At 52.4% G+C, this 13,934-nt stretch carries 11 protein-coding genes and 1 pseudogene; 1 reads left to right on the forward strand and 11 read right to left on the reverse strand.

The annotated features are described in order from the left end of the window. Window positions 1-4 precede the first annotated feature (4 nt). The 10 genes and pseudogenes from E7Z62_05540 to E7Z62_05585 all read right to left on the reverse strand — a co-directional run bounded on the left by E7Z62_05540 (window position 5) and on the right by E7Z62_05585 (window position 11,391). Window positions 5-2,479, reverse strand: coding sequence for a hypothetical protein (locus E7Z62_05540; protein ID MBE6522572.1), 2,475 nt, complete (start codon window positions 2,477-2,479; stop codon window positions 5-7). Between the two features lie 31 nt (window positions 2,480-2,510). Next, on the reverse strand, window positions 2,511-3,401 hold the full coding sequence (locus E7Z62_05545) for a hypothetical protein (GenBank protein ID MBE6522573.1): 891 nt from the start codon (window positions 3,399-3,401) through the stop codon (window positions 2,511-2,513). A gap of 9 nt (window positions 3,402-3,410) precedes the next feature. Then, window positions 3,411-4,979, reverse strand: a complete 1,569-nt coding sequence (locus tag E7Z62_05550; protein ID MBE6522574.1) for a hypothetical protein — start codon at window positions 4,977-4,979, stop codon at window positions 3,411-3,413. A 77-nt stretch (window positions 4,980-5,056) separates the two neighbouring features. Then, the gene (locus E7Z62_05555; protein ID MBE6522575.1) at window positions 5,057-7,672 is read right to left on the reverse strand and encodes a hypothetical protein; all 2,616 of its coding nucleotides are present in this window, start codon (window positions 7,670-7,672) and stop codon (window positions 5,057-5,059) included. 2 nt (window positions 7,673-7,674) lie between these two features. Continuing rightward, window positions 7,675-8,721: a hypothetical protein gene (locus E7Z62_05560; protein ID MBE6522576.1), complete on the reverse strand. Its 1,047-nt coding sequence runs from the start codon at window positions 8,719-8,721 to the stop codon at window positions 7,675-7,677. A gap of 768 nt (window positions 8,722-9,489) precedes the next feature. Continuing rightward, window positions 9,490-9,759 (reverse strand): annotated as a pseudogene (locus E7Z62_05565) (plasmid related protein). Window positions 9,760-9,782: 23 nt separating this feature from the next. Further along, complete coding sequence (locus tag E7Z62_05570; protein MBE6522577.1) at window positions 9,783-10,490, reverse strand: hypothetical protein; 708 nt, start codon at window positions 10,488-10,490, stop codon at window positions 9,783-9,785. Next, window positions 10,490-10,786, reverse strand: a complete 297-nt coding sequence (locus E7Z62_05575) for a hypothetical protein (GenBank protein MBE6522578.1) — start codon at window positions 10,784-10,786, stop codon at window positions 10,490-10,492. The genes E7Z62_05570 and E7Z62_05575 overlap by 1 nt, the downstream gene beginning before the upstream one ends. Beyond that, on the reverse strand, window positions 10,787-11,083 hold the full coding sequence (locus tag E7Z62_05580; GenBank protein ID MBE6522579.1) for a hypothetical protein: 297 nt from the start codon (window positions 11,081-11,083) through the stop codon (window positions 10,787-10,789). Continuing rightward, window positions 11,083-11,391, reverse strand: a complete 309-nt coding sequence (locus E7Z62_05585) for a hypothetical protein (GenBank protein MBE6522580.1) — start codon at window positions 11,389-11,391, stop codon at window positions 11,083-11,085. Before E7Z62_05585 ends, E7Z62_05580 begins: the two co-directional genes overlap by 1 nt. Before the next feature lie 494 nt (window positions 11,392-11,885). On the opposite strand from E7Z62_05585, the gene E7Z62_05590 reads away from it, so the two are divergent. After that, entirely contained in the window at window positions 11,886-13,496 is a 1,611-nt protein-coding gene (locus tag E7Z62_05590; protein ID MBE6522581.1) for a hypothetical protein, read from the forward strand. 181 nt (window positions 13,497-13,677) lie between these two features. Here the strand turns inward: E7Z62_05590 and E7Z62_05595 are convergent, their stop codons facing one another. Next, complete coding sequence (locus E7Z62_05595) at window positions 13,678-13,878, reverse strand: hypothetical protein (GenBank protein MBE6522582.1); 201 nt, start codon at window positions 13,876-13,878, stop codon at window positions 13,678-13,680. Window positions 13,879-13,934: the final 56 nt, after the last annotated feature.

Here is a 13,934-nt window from a genome sequence, read left to right on the forward strand (position 1 = left end):
CTGATCACTCCTGGTCTGACTGCGGGCCTATCATTTCCACCGGTCCGTCGGACCAAACCGCACGCAGTTCCATAGAGTGTGTTATCTTCTCAGGAGGACTTGGATTCCATCCGATGATCCTCATCCCATGGGAACCTTCGGGAGATTCCGCCTCGATCTCAGGAATCACGATCTCCTGCTTCCTACGCATCCTGATCGATATCGACGAATCGGATTCGCGCTTCCAGCCCTCCGGGACGGAAACGATCCTGCCGCCCTCGTTGGTCAACGTCAGCTTGAATCTCTTCCATAGGAAGAACCAAATCAGGAACAGAATCAGAACTATGACCGCGATAATCAGGATCCAGCACCAGACACAGCAATCGTCTGCAGGAGTCTTTCCCTCATCGTAGCTCACGGCGTAATGACTGAAGTGCATCACACCGAAAACAACGCCTTCTCCTTCGACGTATTCGAACTGCACCGATACCCTGGGCTCTACATCGAGATACCATACAGACAGCCTGTCTGGGGTCCAGCCTTCCTTCATCTGATAGTCTATCGTGACGGTGACCGCCGTGGGGAAGGTCATCGCGACCTTGACACCGTTCTTCAGAATGTATATGTCATAAACTTTGACGTTGTCGAGACCGCTTACATCGATGTCCGTACTCTCGGATTCCTTCACCTCTACCGGTAGGATTACGAACTCTAGATCGTCATCGCATCCGATGGCATCCAATACCTCCCAAGGGAAGTACAGCGTGACATCCCCTTCTATGATGGTCAGCGATCCGTTGCCGTCAACGATAGCGGCAAGCAGTTCGGACGGTACCGACACAGGCGAGTCTGTAGGGATGACGACATGCGGATCCCTTCCAGTCTGCAGCAACGCATCGATGAACGGCAGGACCACATCCAATTGGTCCTCGGTCACCATGTGTGAAGTTCCTGGAACGATGGTCACGGGGTTGGACGGGATCATCTCTCCCGCATCGTCCAAATCATAAACGAGGATTACCGAGCCTCCGTCCGAGGTGTATATCGTCTCAATCACCTCTTTCTCGGATGACGACGCGACATGTATAGAGACGGAACCAAGCTTGTTACCGTGACTGTCGTATGCGGTGATCACCGCATTCCCCGTCCCCACGGCGGTGACGATGCCGTCCTCGACGATGGCAACTGTCTCGTCCGAGGACGTCCAGACTATACCTGGTGCGGCCTCCGGCGGATCCACCGTATACGGTATCGTCACCGAGGACCCTTCAGGTATGGAGATCACGTCTACATCCATGCTGAAATCCTTCACATCAGGTATCGCAGTTTCCTTCCACACCGCGAACAAGGTCTTGGAGGGGAAGGATGATGTCAATGTTATCTTTGAACCGGGTTGATATACAGGTAAAGATCCTGTATCACCCCATCCCTGGAAATCGTATCCCGCACGGGTCGGGATCCCTGATGGTATCGTGAATGTATACGATGATGATGAGGATGTCTTTGTAATGGTGTCGGGAACTCCTTCGCCCCCGTTCGCATCGAATTTGAGTGTGTAAGTGTAATAGGACGGCTCGGGTCCCGGCCCGGGGTTCGTTTCCCAGACGGCATATATCGTTTTTGAGGGCGATGATGCTTGCAGCGTGATGCTGCCTCCGGGCAAGTGTGCCACGGCACCTGTCGCTGTATCGGACCATCCTTTGAAAATATATCCCGAGCGCACAGGTTTGCTCCCAGAAATCGTGAACATATGTGAGCTCTCCGTCCCGGTGTACGTCTGTGTATCGGGTTCGCCGGTACCACCATTGGCATCGTACGCAAGGGTGTACGTCACCGAAGAGGACGACCATCTGACCTCGACCTCGGTATCGACAATGATCGTTTTCGACGATATCTTCGAACCTTCGGAGTACCATCCGTCCAAGACCTTTCCTTCGGGAGGCTCCGCTGTGAATGTATATAGAACAGTATCATCGAATGTCACGTAAAGGATATCGTCATCTGCCGTGAGGACACTTCCTGAGGGTATGTAGAATATACCCGTTCCGGGACTTATCGAGCCTTCCGAAGGTTCATCCACCGTAAAGGAGACGATACCTACGGCCAGTTTGGATTGCACGATGAGTTCCATCGAGGTGTTCAAGACCTTGACCAGGTATATCCCGTCCGAGAGTGTCGTGCCTGCGATGTCCAGATATGACAGCGACTCGTCGAGACTGATGACGGAAGATTGACCGATCAATGAGTCCTCGTCCGTGTACAATTGGATGAACACGGAGCGATGCATCTCGGATTGTTCCGGTTCTCCGGAATATGACGTCTGCAGCGAGATGATATCGTCGTCGTAATACTGCAGGGTCAGTGTGTAATCGCCGGAAGGGCTCTCCGAATCATATCCTATGCCTATCATTTGTGATGCAGAGGCCTGTCCTAACGGTGCGCAGCATACGATAAGCACATAGGCCAGCAGCAAGGTACAGAGGGTTGATCTCATCATCATATCACGTCAAGGAAGACAGCGGTCCTGTGTCTCAGTGCCTTCTCCTGAAGATCAGAACGATCGCCAAGATGACTACGATCAGCACTGCGATTATGACTGCGATCAGTGTCATCGGTAACGGATCGGACCATTCTGCCGTGAAAGCAACATCCCTCGTGACCTTGTACTCATCTCCGGAGCCGAATGATTCATCTCCCAGCTTCCAACCGGAGAACTCCTTGCCGTCGGGTGCGGTGAAGGTACAATCCGGGAGCTTCACTGTGTCCCCATAGAATGCCTTGACCGATTGCATGGTCCCGGAACCCTCTCCAGGGAGGAAGTTCAGCGTGTACTCTGACGCCTGCCATAGGGCCGTGACGGTCATGTTGTCCCATACGGTAAGCTCGTCGCCAGGGCTGAAAGTATGCTCCGGATCCGAACTCGCGGACCATCCGATGAAGTATTTCCCTGCTGGAGCCGTATATGTGCATCTGGGCACGATCAGGGTCCCGCCGGGTTCCACGCCCATAGGGGACATGAATCCGGTACCGTCCCCGGCGGAGAAGGTCACGGTGAGGCACGACCCCACGGTCAGCTCGCACTCCGCAATCTTTTCCTTTGTCTCCGCCAGCGTCACCATGACTAGATATGTCTCGGACACCAGAGGGGAAACGGTTATGTTGAAGTTCTCCGAAGGCGGAAAATGCTCGACATCCTGATGGTCGCTGACTGACATCAGATATACGGAGATGTCTTTGGAGGGCACCTTGGTCAGATGGACATACAGGATGCCCATACCGGCCTCGATGCCCTCCGAGGAATAGATCACATCGATCCCATCCCCGTGTCCCTCGCCCCCGACAGCCCCGTCAGAGACGGGCGCGGCCAAAGGCACCGCCAGAAGCGTTGCCAGGAGCAGGAGCGGTATGATCTTTCCTCTCACCCTATCACCTCAGGCGATGAGTCCCCAGGGGGTCTCGATAACTGTACCGTCTGCCGTGGAGAATCCGTTGGAATCCCAAATACCCTGTGCGGCGTAGATGTAGTAGTTGTCAGGCATGACGAGCATCAGGTCGAACATCTGGTTCGCCGCAGTCAGAGTCATGATACCTTTGGTGTAGCTGGTGTTGTATGTATCGAGCTTGTTGTTGTCGAGAGCACCATCCACATATGCGTTGTAGTTGGTCGCCTTGGCAAATGTGTTGTATGTCGATATGGACCCGTATGTGCGAACACTGTCATTAGCATTGATCAGATAGTATGTACCGTCGATCTTGATCTGCGATGAAGCGGTGGTCTTGTAGTCGAACAGGTCCAGGGACAGCGAAGCCTTTCCATAGGTATTGTTCTTCACATAGTCGAGGGCGAAATCGTATCCGGAGGAATCGATCGTCGTGGATACAGCTGCGGTCACCACGAGCCAGGTGTCCTGCCTCAGACCGGAAATCTTGTATATACCGTTGGCAAGGGTGGTCAGCGTGTATTCCGTTCCATTGGTCAGAGGGCTGGACTTCGCTGTTGCATTGGCTTCTGTAGCATATGCTACGATTGTGTAAGTGTATGCATTGTTGGAATCGTCAGAGAACTGCTGTATCCTGAGCACTCCGAAGGAATCACAAGATATAGTGTCGGTAACTGATGCGGAAGCAACCTGCGTTGCCTGCAGAGTTCCATTAAGAGCAAGGTATGCGTTGGATGCAGTATATGATGCAGACGCTGCACCTTGGCTTTGGATCAGCACATCGTAGGAGGCGATGTCATAGACTGCCCACAAGACTATTCCATCGGCCTGTGTAAATCCGCTGGCATCGTCGAGAGCATAGATGATCTCCTCAATAGTGTATGTGTTGACAGGGTCGAGGATAACATCGCTGCTGCTGGGCTCTGCCCATCCGGCAAGAGTATAGAGGTATTTGTTGTCATCAACAAGATTGGTTGCGTCGATGCTGGATCTGAGATCCTGAGCGGTGTTTCTGTCCGATAGGGTCTGAGCAGCGATAGAAGCTCCCTCAATAGATGTTGTAGCCCCCCTGAGGTTGACGGCGGTGGCGAAATCGCCTGTCTGTCCTGACTTGAGGGTCAGGGCAAGTGCCGAAGTGGAGCACACCATGGTGGCCTGTGCCAACTGGGTAACACCAGTGACCTCGAGCAAGGTGATCGTAAGGTTGGCCCCATTGGTGACGAGAGCGGTACCGCCCATGTCAGTACCGGAGACGTCCAGATAGATCTTGCCGTTGACGGCAGCAACCTCGTTGACGATTGCGGGTGTGGTACTCGATGCTGGAGCCAACTTGACCTGATAGAGATTGTACTGAGCTACGGTCGTCATATCGTTGAGGTCCAACATCAGGACCTTATCCTCGTAGAGAACGGCTCTCATTCCTTTGGTCGTGTCTTTGATGTATGCGACGGGCTGATAATCTCCTGTTGCAGCGTCCGACTGGTCGGACGGCATGAGGAACGCCAGCCCCGCGAAGGCCATGGCCAGTACGGCCATGACCACTATTGCTTTTGTCTTCATATTCTAACCTCTCTTTCTTTCTGTTCAATATGTTTGGGAAATGGCCCGAAGGCCGTTTGTCTCATTGCTGGTGAACGTCATAACGCGGGAAGTCCGTTCAGCCTGTCGCAGGTCACGGTGTTCTCTCCATTCAGGGTGTACGTGTATGTGGCGTACACGCAGTAGATCGACTTTGTGGAGATGTTCGGATTCCAGCTGACCTTGGCGGTACCTGCGGTAACCGACTGGGTAAGCGACAGCGTACCGATGGAACCGTACGTACGGATGCCGTCACCTGCCGTGGTATAGTACACACCCTGGAGGGCGAGGGTCCCGGACAGAAGACCACTGGAGTTAGCAGCTTCCAGAACCACGAGGGCACCTGAGTTCCCGTTTGTCAGGGCTGCGATCCTGAAGCTACCTATTCCAGCGTCGGCCGATTCTTCGAATTTGGCGTACAGCGTTATGGCTAAGGTGGATCCCGTGGGTGTGTAGTACGAGTTGGCGGGACCTACGTAGGATGTGGTCTCGGCATCTGAATACCATCCTTGGAATTCCATGCCAGAGACTGGCATCACATCAGGCAGCATGACGCTGTAACCCTTGTCCACGGCCACTGATGTGCTCCGCGAGGCCGATTCGTAGAATATCACCGAATACTGGCTTCCGCCCACGATGAAATATGCCGTAATGCTGGTGACAGAACTCAGGGATCCGGTGGACATCTCGTATGATAATTGGTCCTTGAAGACGTCGTAGCTGAACCCTGATTCCGGTATGGCGACTATGCATGTGTATGCCGTTGACCCCAGGATCGTATCCGATATCGTCATGGCCCGTCCCACGACAGTGTATGTGGCCGATGTGGTCACATAGATAGGCGTCGAGGTATACGCTCCCGAGATGGATACGGAACCTTTGCTAGCATTTTCCGATGCCACTGCGATGGAATATACCGATTCGAATGCAGGGGTTATCGTCACATCCCCGGAGGGCATGGAGAAGGTGCTGGTGGTTAGGGTCTTGGTAAGGAATGTCAATGATTCGGACGATGTACCATAGACGCCGGTGAGGGAGCTGAGCCTGTAGCTGGTGCTGGTCGGGGTCGCGGTTATCGTGATCGTTTGACCAGCGACGGACTCGGAACTGCTCGATGAAGCGCTCCCGCCTTCGGCGGAATTCACCGTTACGGTGTACTCGGGGACGGCCGCATCGGCCGTCATTACATAGGCCAGGCGGGCACCACGACGGTCGGGCGAAGAGCTCACAGCGTAGGAGTACCAGGCGGACAGCCCGCCCCTGGAGCTGTCGGCGTAGGAGCCACCGACGATGAGGCAACCTACCTGTGCATCCGAAGTCCAAGCATCGTCATTCACCCCCGAACCGTCCGAAGCGGGTGTGACGCTCGTACCACTACTGGCAGAAGGCATGCCCCAGACTTCCGGATCTGTATACAGTCCTGTGATCTTCGTTTGCGAATAACTTCCAGTCTTGCCGATTACGGTCTTTCCCGTCGTTGTCTGAGCAGACGTAGAGAGAGCGGTCGGGGACAGATAGTTGTTGGTGTACACTTCATTGTTAGTATTTACCACAACATCATCGACATTCTCCCACAGCGAACCCCACGCATTCTCGAGAAGAAGTGATACCGAATCTGTTGTCGCTGACGTCGATGTGGTGACCAGCCATTGTTGTTTGGAATCATTCAGTGCCGTTCCGGTGGCATTGGGCGCTGATCCGGAGGACTTACCGGCTCCTATCGCGTATTGAGAATCCATTTGATCCATTATCGTTATGGACATAAGCTTGTACAGCGTCCATCCATAGTAGTTCCATAGACCGTATATCCCGACCTTGTAGGAAGATGTGGGGTCTTGAACCACGCTCGAGTTGTTCCCCTGTGCGGCAGTCCTGAAGGCCGCGATGGTGGTGTTGTTCGTCGGGGTCTTGCCGGTCTGCGAGAGCAGGGATGTCGATGTATCCTTGTACGCCTCGTAGTATCCCAATGCGATATATGGGTATGTGGTGGTGTTCCCTTCCGAGTTGTCCCAGTCCTTGCCACCGGAAGATGCGAACATATGCGCGTATGCCACCATCTCCGAGGATGTCACAGAAGATATGTATTCACCGTCCGTGAATGCGTGACCGCTCTTGGAGGAATCGAAGAAGTCAGGATTGTTGCTCATGAACGTATAGTTGTATGTCGTCGTTCCGTTGCTTGCGGTTATGGAATACCAATACACCGTAGGAATGACCAGCATGATATTGTAAATGCTCGATGTGTAGGTCGTACCGCCTATGGTCTTCTGGAGATCGTATGGATCCAGCACGTAGGCGATCTTCCCGATATCATTGGATATCCTCCTCTCTTTGGCATCATCTGTCGTGTTACTGGTGGTGTTTATCGCTGCATAGAAACAATTGAATGGGCCCAAACCGTCTGTGAAGGTCCAGAATGAATTGACGCCGGGCCTATCACCGGAGTAAACCTTCGACTCATATACCGAACCCGTCCACACCTCAACATCCGCTACAGTCATACCTGTGGAGGATACCTTCAGGACATAGCCGTAATCGCTTCCTGCAGGAACCGTGTGCATGGCCTCTGTCGCATCCGATTCCGATACCGGTATGATCGCTACAGAGGAGGCCATCATCAGCACGACCGCAAAGGTCGCGAAGAGGACTGTTCTCTTCTTTTCATCTCTTCTCATTCTCATTGTGTCACTCCCTTCTTCTCTCTTCTTCTGTCCTCTATGAGGACGGGTACGATTGTAACGGATCTCAGATGTTTACCATCGCAATGTTTCAATACACCGCTATAAGAATTCAGGACCCCAAGGTCTCTATCATCCAAGCGGTAATCCGGATCCTTCGATTGTCTATTGGATATCCTTTTGACGGATCCTTTCATCCTTTTCTTAGTCGGCTTTTTAAGCAGTATGTGATCGGAGAATATCCTGTATCCCAGGAAAGGAATCCCTCTGGAATCTATAGGGAAAATCTGATAATTCCCTTTGAGTTCAAGACCAATGGCCGATAATTCGTCCTTTATGATCCCTAGTATCCTTCTCAACCATTTCTTGGTATAACCAAGGATGCATCTGTCATCCATGAAGCTCACAAGATAGTGCACATGATGCCTTTCCTTCAGCTTGTGGTCCATGTCCGACAGATACAAGTTCGCCAGCATCGGCGAATACCTGTTCCCTATGGGGATCCCCGGATACGAGTATTCGTCAATCAGCTTGAACATAAGGTCTAGGAATCTCCTGTCCTTGAACACACGGAGCATCTTCTTCTTGAGAATCTCCTTGTCGATGGATGCGAAGAACTTCTTCACATCAACAATCAGCGCGTATCTTATCTTCGCGTCTTTCTGAATATACGAATGGACTTTCTTCACAGCATCATGGTATCCCATCCCCGGACGGGAGCCATAGGACTGATCGATGAGCTTGTTGTTCAAAGGCTCTTCTGCTACCAGACAGATGGCCCAATGCAGGATACGGTCTGGATTCAGCGGCAGATCGGCCACGAAACGCTGTTTACCTCTTTCAAGGATGTTGAACATCCTGTATTCCGATGACTTGTAAGTACCGTCGATCAAAGAGTCCCTGAGTTTCTTCAGATTGTTCTCGGAATCCTCTAAGAATTCCTGGACCTCCGTTCTGTTCTTTCTCGTCGAACAGGCTTTCTTAGCCGCTTCGCGGAGATTGTCCATCGAGACGATCCTGTCAAAAAGATCCCCGATACGAATCAAAGGCGTACCCCCCTAACAGACCTATGAACCTCGAACCTGTTCTTCGGCTGCGGACCGTTTCCCCACCTACCAAACAAGCGACTATGGTTTTTCTTTATCTTTTGCCAAGTGGCAAGGTCCAATCCGATAGGGATGTCATGTTCATTGTATTGAGTCTTCGAGGGATACGCCAGGCGGGCACCACGATTGTCGTTCGAATTGCTCACAGCGTTGTTGGAGTTCCAGGCGGACAGCCCGTCTCTGGAGCTGTTGTTGTAGTTGCCACCGACGATGAGGCAATCCGGACCCAAACCCGTGGGCACGGATTCGGAAGGACCTGAGCCGTCACTGCCAGTGTTACGATAAAACCCTATCGGAGTCTTTAAGGATGCTCCGCCCCCCCCCCCCTCATACAAGTTCGGGGAGATCTTTGCGAATCTACCGTCGGCTGTCAGAGCGACATCACTGCAAGGAGGGCAGTCCCCCCCCCCCATAAAGGGTACGGCAAACTCGCGAACATCCATTCCTATCCCTTCGGACTTCCGTCCCCCCGTTCGGCATAAAATATACTGAGGGAAGGTACTTGGGCCTTACCAACCGTTAAGTCATCTTCATATTTAATTGTTCTTAGAATCATTTAACGGAAGTACATCCTCTCCCACCAACTCCTTTCCGTCCTCGCTGATTAGACGGTCGATGACGTAGCCATGTTTTCCGAGAGTTGTCATTCACATTCTACCACCCTCCGATATCGCCCGATCACCGGGGCCTTTCGGCCCCTTTTCCATGTCAGTAGTCCTCGGGACGGAGGATGGTCGTCACGGATCTGTCGTACTCGGTTATGATGTATATCTTCCCGAAATCGGTGTCGTATGAACTGAACAGCCTGTCGGAGACGCCTTCCTATCTCTCCGTCTCCAGAGCATCGTCGTTCATCTGCTTGTCCTCGTCGCAGAGATCTCCCCAATTTCCACTCATATGCTTTTCCAGACAATTCCGGACGGTATCGGCCGCCGTTTGATCCAGGCATATCAATTCCCTGATGCCTTCGGTCATCATTATCGGTCCGGTCTCGAAGAGGCTCACGAGCTCACCTCCTCCGTTGAAACGATCGTTCTTCCGTTCTCGGGCAGAATTATCGATTCCGACCCGTCCTTCCAAGTGAATCTCGGTACGGTGATCTCCTCGCAATCCCTCTCGATGATTGCCTCCATGTACGGTTTGTCCACGATCTTAACGATGTTGTAAGGTCTGTTCTTGCAATCGGTGTAGAACTTCCCTATCTCGAAAGGCCTTGCAGCAATGCCATTCTCCTTCCTCTTCGATATCTCGTAATGGTAGTTCCATGAGATGTCGGTGATCCTCTTCCCATGGAATCTGAGAGCTTCCATCATATCCGTTCCCAGCTGCTGTGCCTCCGGCTGGCAGGCATCAAGTTCTTTCAGGAATTCCCATCTGTCATAGCAGTTCTGTTCCTGTCCTTTGAAGTACTTCCTGGCGACGACCTTCCAACCGTTAAGGATGTACATCCCGTTATCCCAATTGTCGCAGTCCAGTTCTTCCAGCTTCCCGATCCCCAGGGAGTTCCCGTCCGCTCCCATGAAGTTCCCGATCACCTGGCAGAGTCTGGAGTACCCGTAGTCGCTCCTGTCCGGAGCTGCGAATCCTCTCAGATCGCAGTATTCGAGGAACGCCCCTACTGAATCCGCTCCTCCGCTCCAGTGGAGATAGATCCCGAGGCCTTCCCTGGCCATGTCCTTCTCGGTGGTGATCACTGCGCGGTTCCCCATCAGATCACCCCCGACATCTTGGCTTCGGCCATCCACACCGTGTACTCTTCATACTCAGAAGTGCTCATCAGTATGTCCAGCACTTCTCTTCTGTCTGCGAACATCCCTCTGAAGGGCTCGTCCGGACACATGATCACAGGCTTCCTCTTGGAATGCCTTATGGTGGCGACGATCTCAGGCACGGACATCCTGTTCTTTCCATCGGTCTTCCTGATGACCAGCCTGTATCCGGTGTACTGGTCCTGATCGACCCTGATGTTCTCGCTGTTCAGGACAGCGATCTGCCAATCCTGCATTCAGGCCGCCTCCTTCATTTTGATGAGTTCCTGGGCCTTCCTGATCCCCGCAGGCTCCAGGAAGTAGCATCTCCTGAGCTGCCTGATCGGATGGTCCTCCCTGTACGAGTGCTTCCTCTCATAGTAGATCAGGTTCTTCCTCTCCAGCTTCTGCAGCTCGATCGCCACTTGGGCCCTCCTGATCCCTATCGCTTCGGCGATCCCGTCCTGATTGGTCCCAAAGGGCATCTGGTATACGTTCCCGGTCCCGAGGTACCCGTACAGATGTACGAGGATCTGTTCCTGTCTGGTCGTCATCAGCAGCACCTCCCGAATGCTCCTGCCCTGTAGTTCCCGTCCTCGTCGAGGGGATACCAGTACGGATCATCCTCGACCATCATCCCGTGTGCGGAGTTGCCGCACTCCCTGATCCATGCCGCAAGGTACCCGATGCCACCGTAATCCTGGGCATCGAGCATCCTCTGAAGATCGTTCCTGTCCCATCCGTACTCCACGATCTCCAGGATGTCCTCGAGCAGGAGCCTCTCTATGTTCGCCTCCCCTTTGAGGACCTTCAAATCGTTTCCGAAGCCGTTTCCTAAGGAGTTTATCTTGTTTCCGGGCATGTTCTCTCTGAACATCTTCTATTCAACCCTGGGCTTTTCTTCGAAACCCAAGGCAGAGTGACCGAAGACCTGCGGAGATGTGATTTCAGCTCAAACAGGAAGAAGGGAGCGAAAGAACAATCCCGCAGGGCAAGATGGACGAAGGGTGGAGAAGAAAAAGCACGGGGTCATCTTCTTTTACAGTCATTATCAGTCCTCTCATATTCCCTTATCACTTTATCACATCAAGGAAAAGTCAATGGTTTTCCAAACAAACAGTTCCAAACCCTTTCAGATTCACCTGGACGGATCGGTTTCATTTACTACGATTCCGATCATCTTGGCTATCGAGCGGTCGTTATTATATACCTTCAAATTTTAGATGGAACGTAAAGCTGACCGTTTCATATCTCCGTACGAGCCTCGCACCATCTGAGGAGTATCGGAAATCCAATCGGACAAGCATCCTGCATGTGAAACGGTATGTACAGATAGGATCGGAGAAGTGTACTCATATGCGCTCGAGGGAATATGTGAAGGGTCACAAGGTCAAGAACATCACGATAGCGATAGCTGTGCTGATGTTGATGACCATGGCCGTATCGATAGTCGATACCGAAGAGACCGAAGGGGCCAGCGTTCCTCTTCCCATACAATCCGGCGTATATTCCAGCAGTGAGACCACATGGTTACTGACCAAGGACGGTAGACTGTACGGGTGCGGCCACAACCAATATGGGCAGCAGGGTAGCGGTGACACATCCGATGTGAATGTGTTCACCCAGCGCATGCCCGGGCTCACCATCGCAAGCGTTTATTGTTCCAATAAAACAACGTGGTTCATCACCACCGAAGGGAAACTGTACGGATGCGGATATGGAAATGATGGACAGCAGGGTAGCGGTGACACATCCGATGTGAATGTGTTCACCCAGCGCATGCCCGGGCTCACCATCGCAAGCGTTTATTGTTCCAATAAAACAACGTGGTTCATCACCACCGAAGGGAAACTGTACGGATGCGGATCCGATGATGCTGGGCAGCAGGGTAATGGTAAGAACGATGTCAAGGAGTCAACGTTCACCCAGAAATTCTATGATCCCGATGCGAAGAACAATCCGATATCCGGGATAGTAAGCTTCTCGTGTTCCTCAGACACGACATGGTTCGTCACGACCGATGGGTATCTGTACGGATGCGGATCAAACGGGTTTGGACAGCAGGGAGACAACGATGATCTTGGACGGTGGGTAGAGATGTTCACCAGAAAATCCTATAATCCCTATAGCGGCGTGTTTAATACGATCAAGAATGCAAAGAGTGTTGCTTGTTCCTCTTACACGACATGGTGCGTGACGACCGACGGGGTATTGTACGGTTGCGGTGACAATCAGGGTACCGCGACTAGTTCGAGCAAGAATAGGTTCGCGCAATGGTATTATGATTCAGAAGGCAAAAATCCGATAGAGAATGTTGAAAGTGTCTATTGCTCCAAGTCTACGACATGGATCATCACGACAGACGGGAAGCTGTACGGGTGCGGAGATGGAACTTATGGACAGCAGGGTAACGGAAATACGGGCCCTGTGAAGAGATTCACCCCGCGCATGCCTGATCTCACCGTTAAGAGCGTTTACTGCTCCAACCGTGCTACCTGGTTCGTCACAACGGATGGGAAGCTGTACGGGTGCGGATATGGAATATGTGGACAGCAGGGTAGCGGTGGCACATCCGATGTGAATGTGTTCACTCAGCGCATGCCCGATCTCACCATCGCAAGTGTCGCCAGTTCTAATTATACTACATGGTTCGTCACATCTGACGGGGAACTGTACGGGTGCGGATCCGGATACTATGGACAGCAAGGCAACGGTGGAACAGACAATGTCAACGTCTTCACCAGCAAGGAGCGTGTGTCCCCCACTCCGTCCAATTCAACACCAGAACCCACCCCTGGACCTATTCCTGAACCGAACCTTGTTGAGAATGGGGACACGACGATCTCGGATGACGGGTCCGAAGTAAGCGGAAGTGACATCGACAGCATGATCCCGATCGCAGCGGGAATCGCGATAGCAGCAATCGTCATAATAGGGGCAGCAGCCGTTTACCTCAGGAGACATTGAAACATTTTGCCCGTGTTGGAAAGCACGGGCTCTTTCATCACCCCTTTTCTCATCGGATCTATGATTATCTTCTTTCCCGGGTCATGAATCCAAATGATTGCAGGTAGCAGCTTACACACCGAAGAGTGTGGAATCCGATCAAACGGTCCGCTATCTCAACGATTCTTAGAGGCGAGTTGGCTCAGACGGCAGCCTCTCCACCATCTTCTGTTGACCACCTTCTGCTCTCAGTGAAACCAGTCTCCCTCATCCTGTATTGATATATTATATTGTAAAAGGACAGCTGCGACAGCTTCCTGTCCAGCTTCAGGAACCTGCTCCTGGTCATCCTCCTCGTATGCAAATTCTCGCTGTTCAGTACAGCGATCTGCCAATCCTGCATTCGCGCTTGCAGGATGATATCAAAAAAGCGGGTGAAGCGCAAGACCGATAGGCCCC

Source organism: Thermoplasmata archaeon (assembly GCA_015063285.1).
In the GTDB taxonomy this organism is placed as follows: domain Archaea; phylum Thermoplasmatota; class Thermoplasmata; order Methanomassiliicoccales; family Methanomethylophilaceae; genus Methanoprimaticola.

What these genes read in the sequence shown, in the direction of transcription:
- E7Z62_05540 (MBE6522572.1), bottom strand. Translation starts at nt 2,479, where the DNA reads ATGATGATGAGATCAACCCTCTGTACCTTGCTGCTGGCCTATGTGCTT.
- E7Z62_05550 (MBE6522574.1), bottom strand. Translation starts at nt 4,979, where the DNA reads ATGAAGACAAAAGCAATAGTGGTCATGGCCGTACTGGCCATGGCCTTC.
- E7Z62_05555 (MBE6522575.1), bottom strand. Translation starts at nt 7,672, where the DNA reads ATGAGAAGAGATGAAAAGAAGAGAACAGTCCTCTTCGCGACCTTTGCG.
- E7Z62_05570 (MBE6522577.1), bottom strand. Translation starts at nt 10,490, where the DNA reads ATGGGGAACCGCGCAGTGATCACCACCGAGAAGGACATGGCCAGGGAA.
- E7Z62_05575 (MBE6522578.1), bottom strand. Translation starts at nt 10,786, where the DNA reads ATGCAGGATTGGCAGATCGCTGTCCTGAACAGCGAGAACATCAGGGTC.
- E7Z62_05580 (MBE6522579.1), bottom strand. Translation starts at nt 11,083, where the DNA reads ATGACGACCAGACAGGAACAGATCCTCGTACATCTGTACGGGTACCTC.
- E7Z62_05585 (MBE6522580.1), bottom strand. Translation starts at nt 11,391, where the DNA reads ATGCCCGGAAACAAGATAAACTCCTTAGGAAACGGCTTCGGAAACGAT.
- E7Z62_05590 (MBE6522581.1), top strand. Translation starts at nt 11,886, where the DNA reads ATGCGCTCGAGGGAATATGTGAAGGGTCACAAGGTCAAGAACATCACG.
- E7Z62_05595 (MBE6522582.1), bottom strand. Translation starts at nt 13,878, where the DNA reads ATGCAGGATTGGCAGATCGCTGTACTGAACAGCGAGAATTTGCATACG.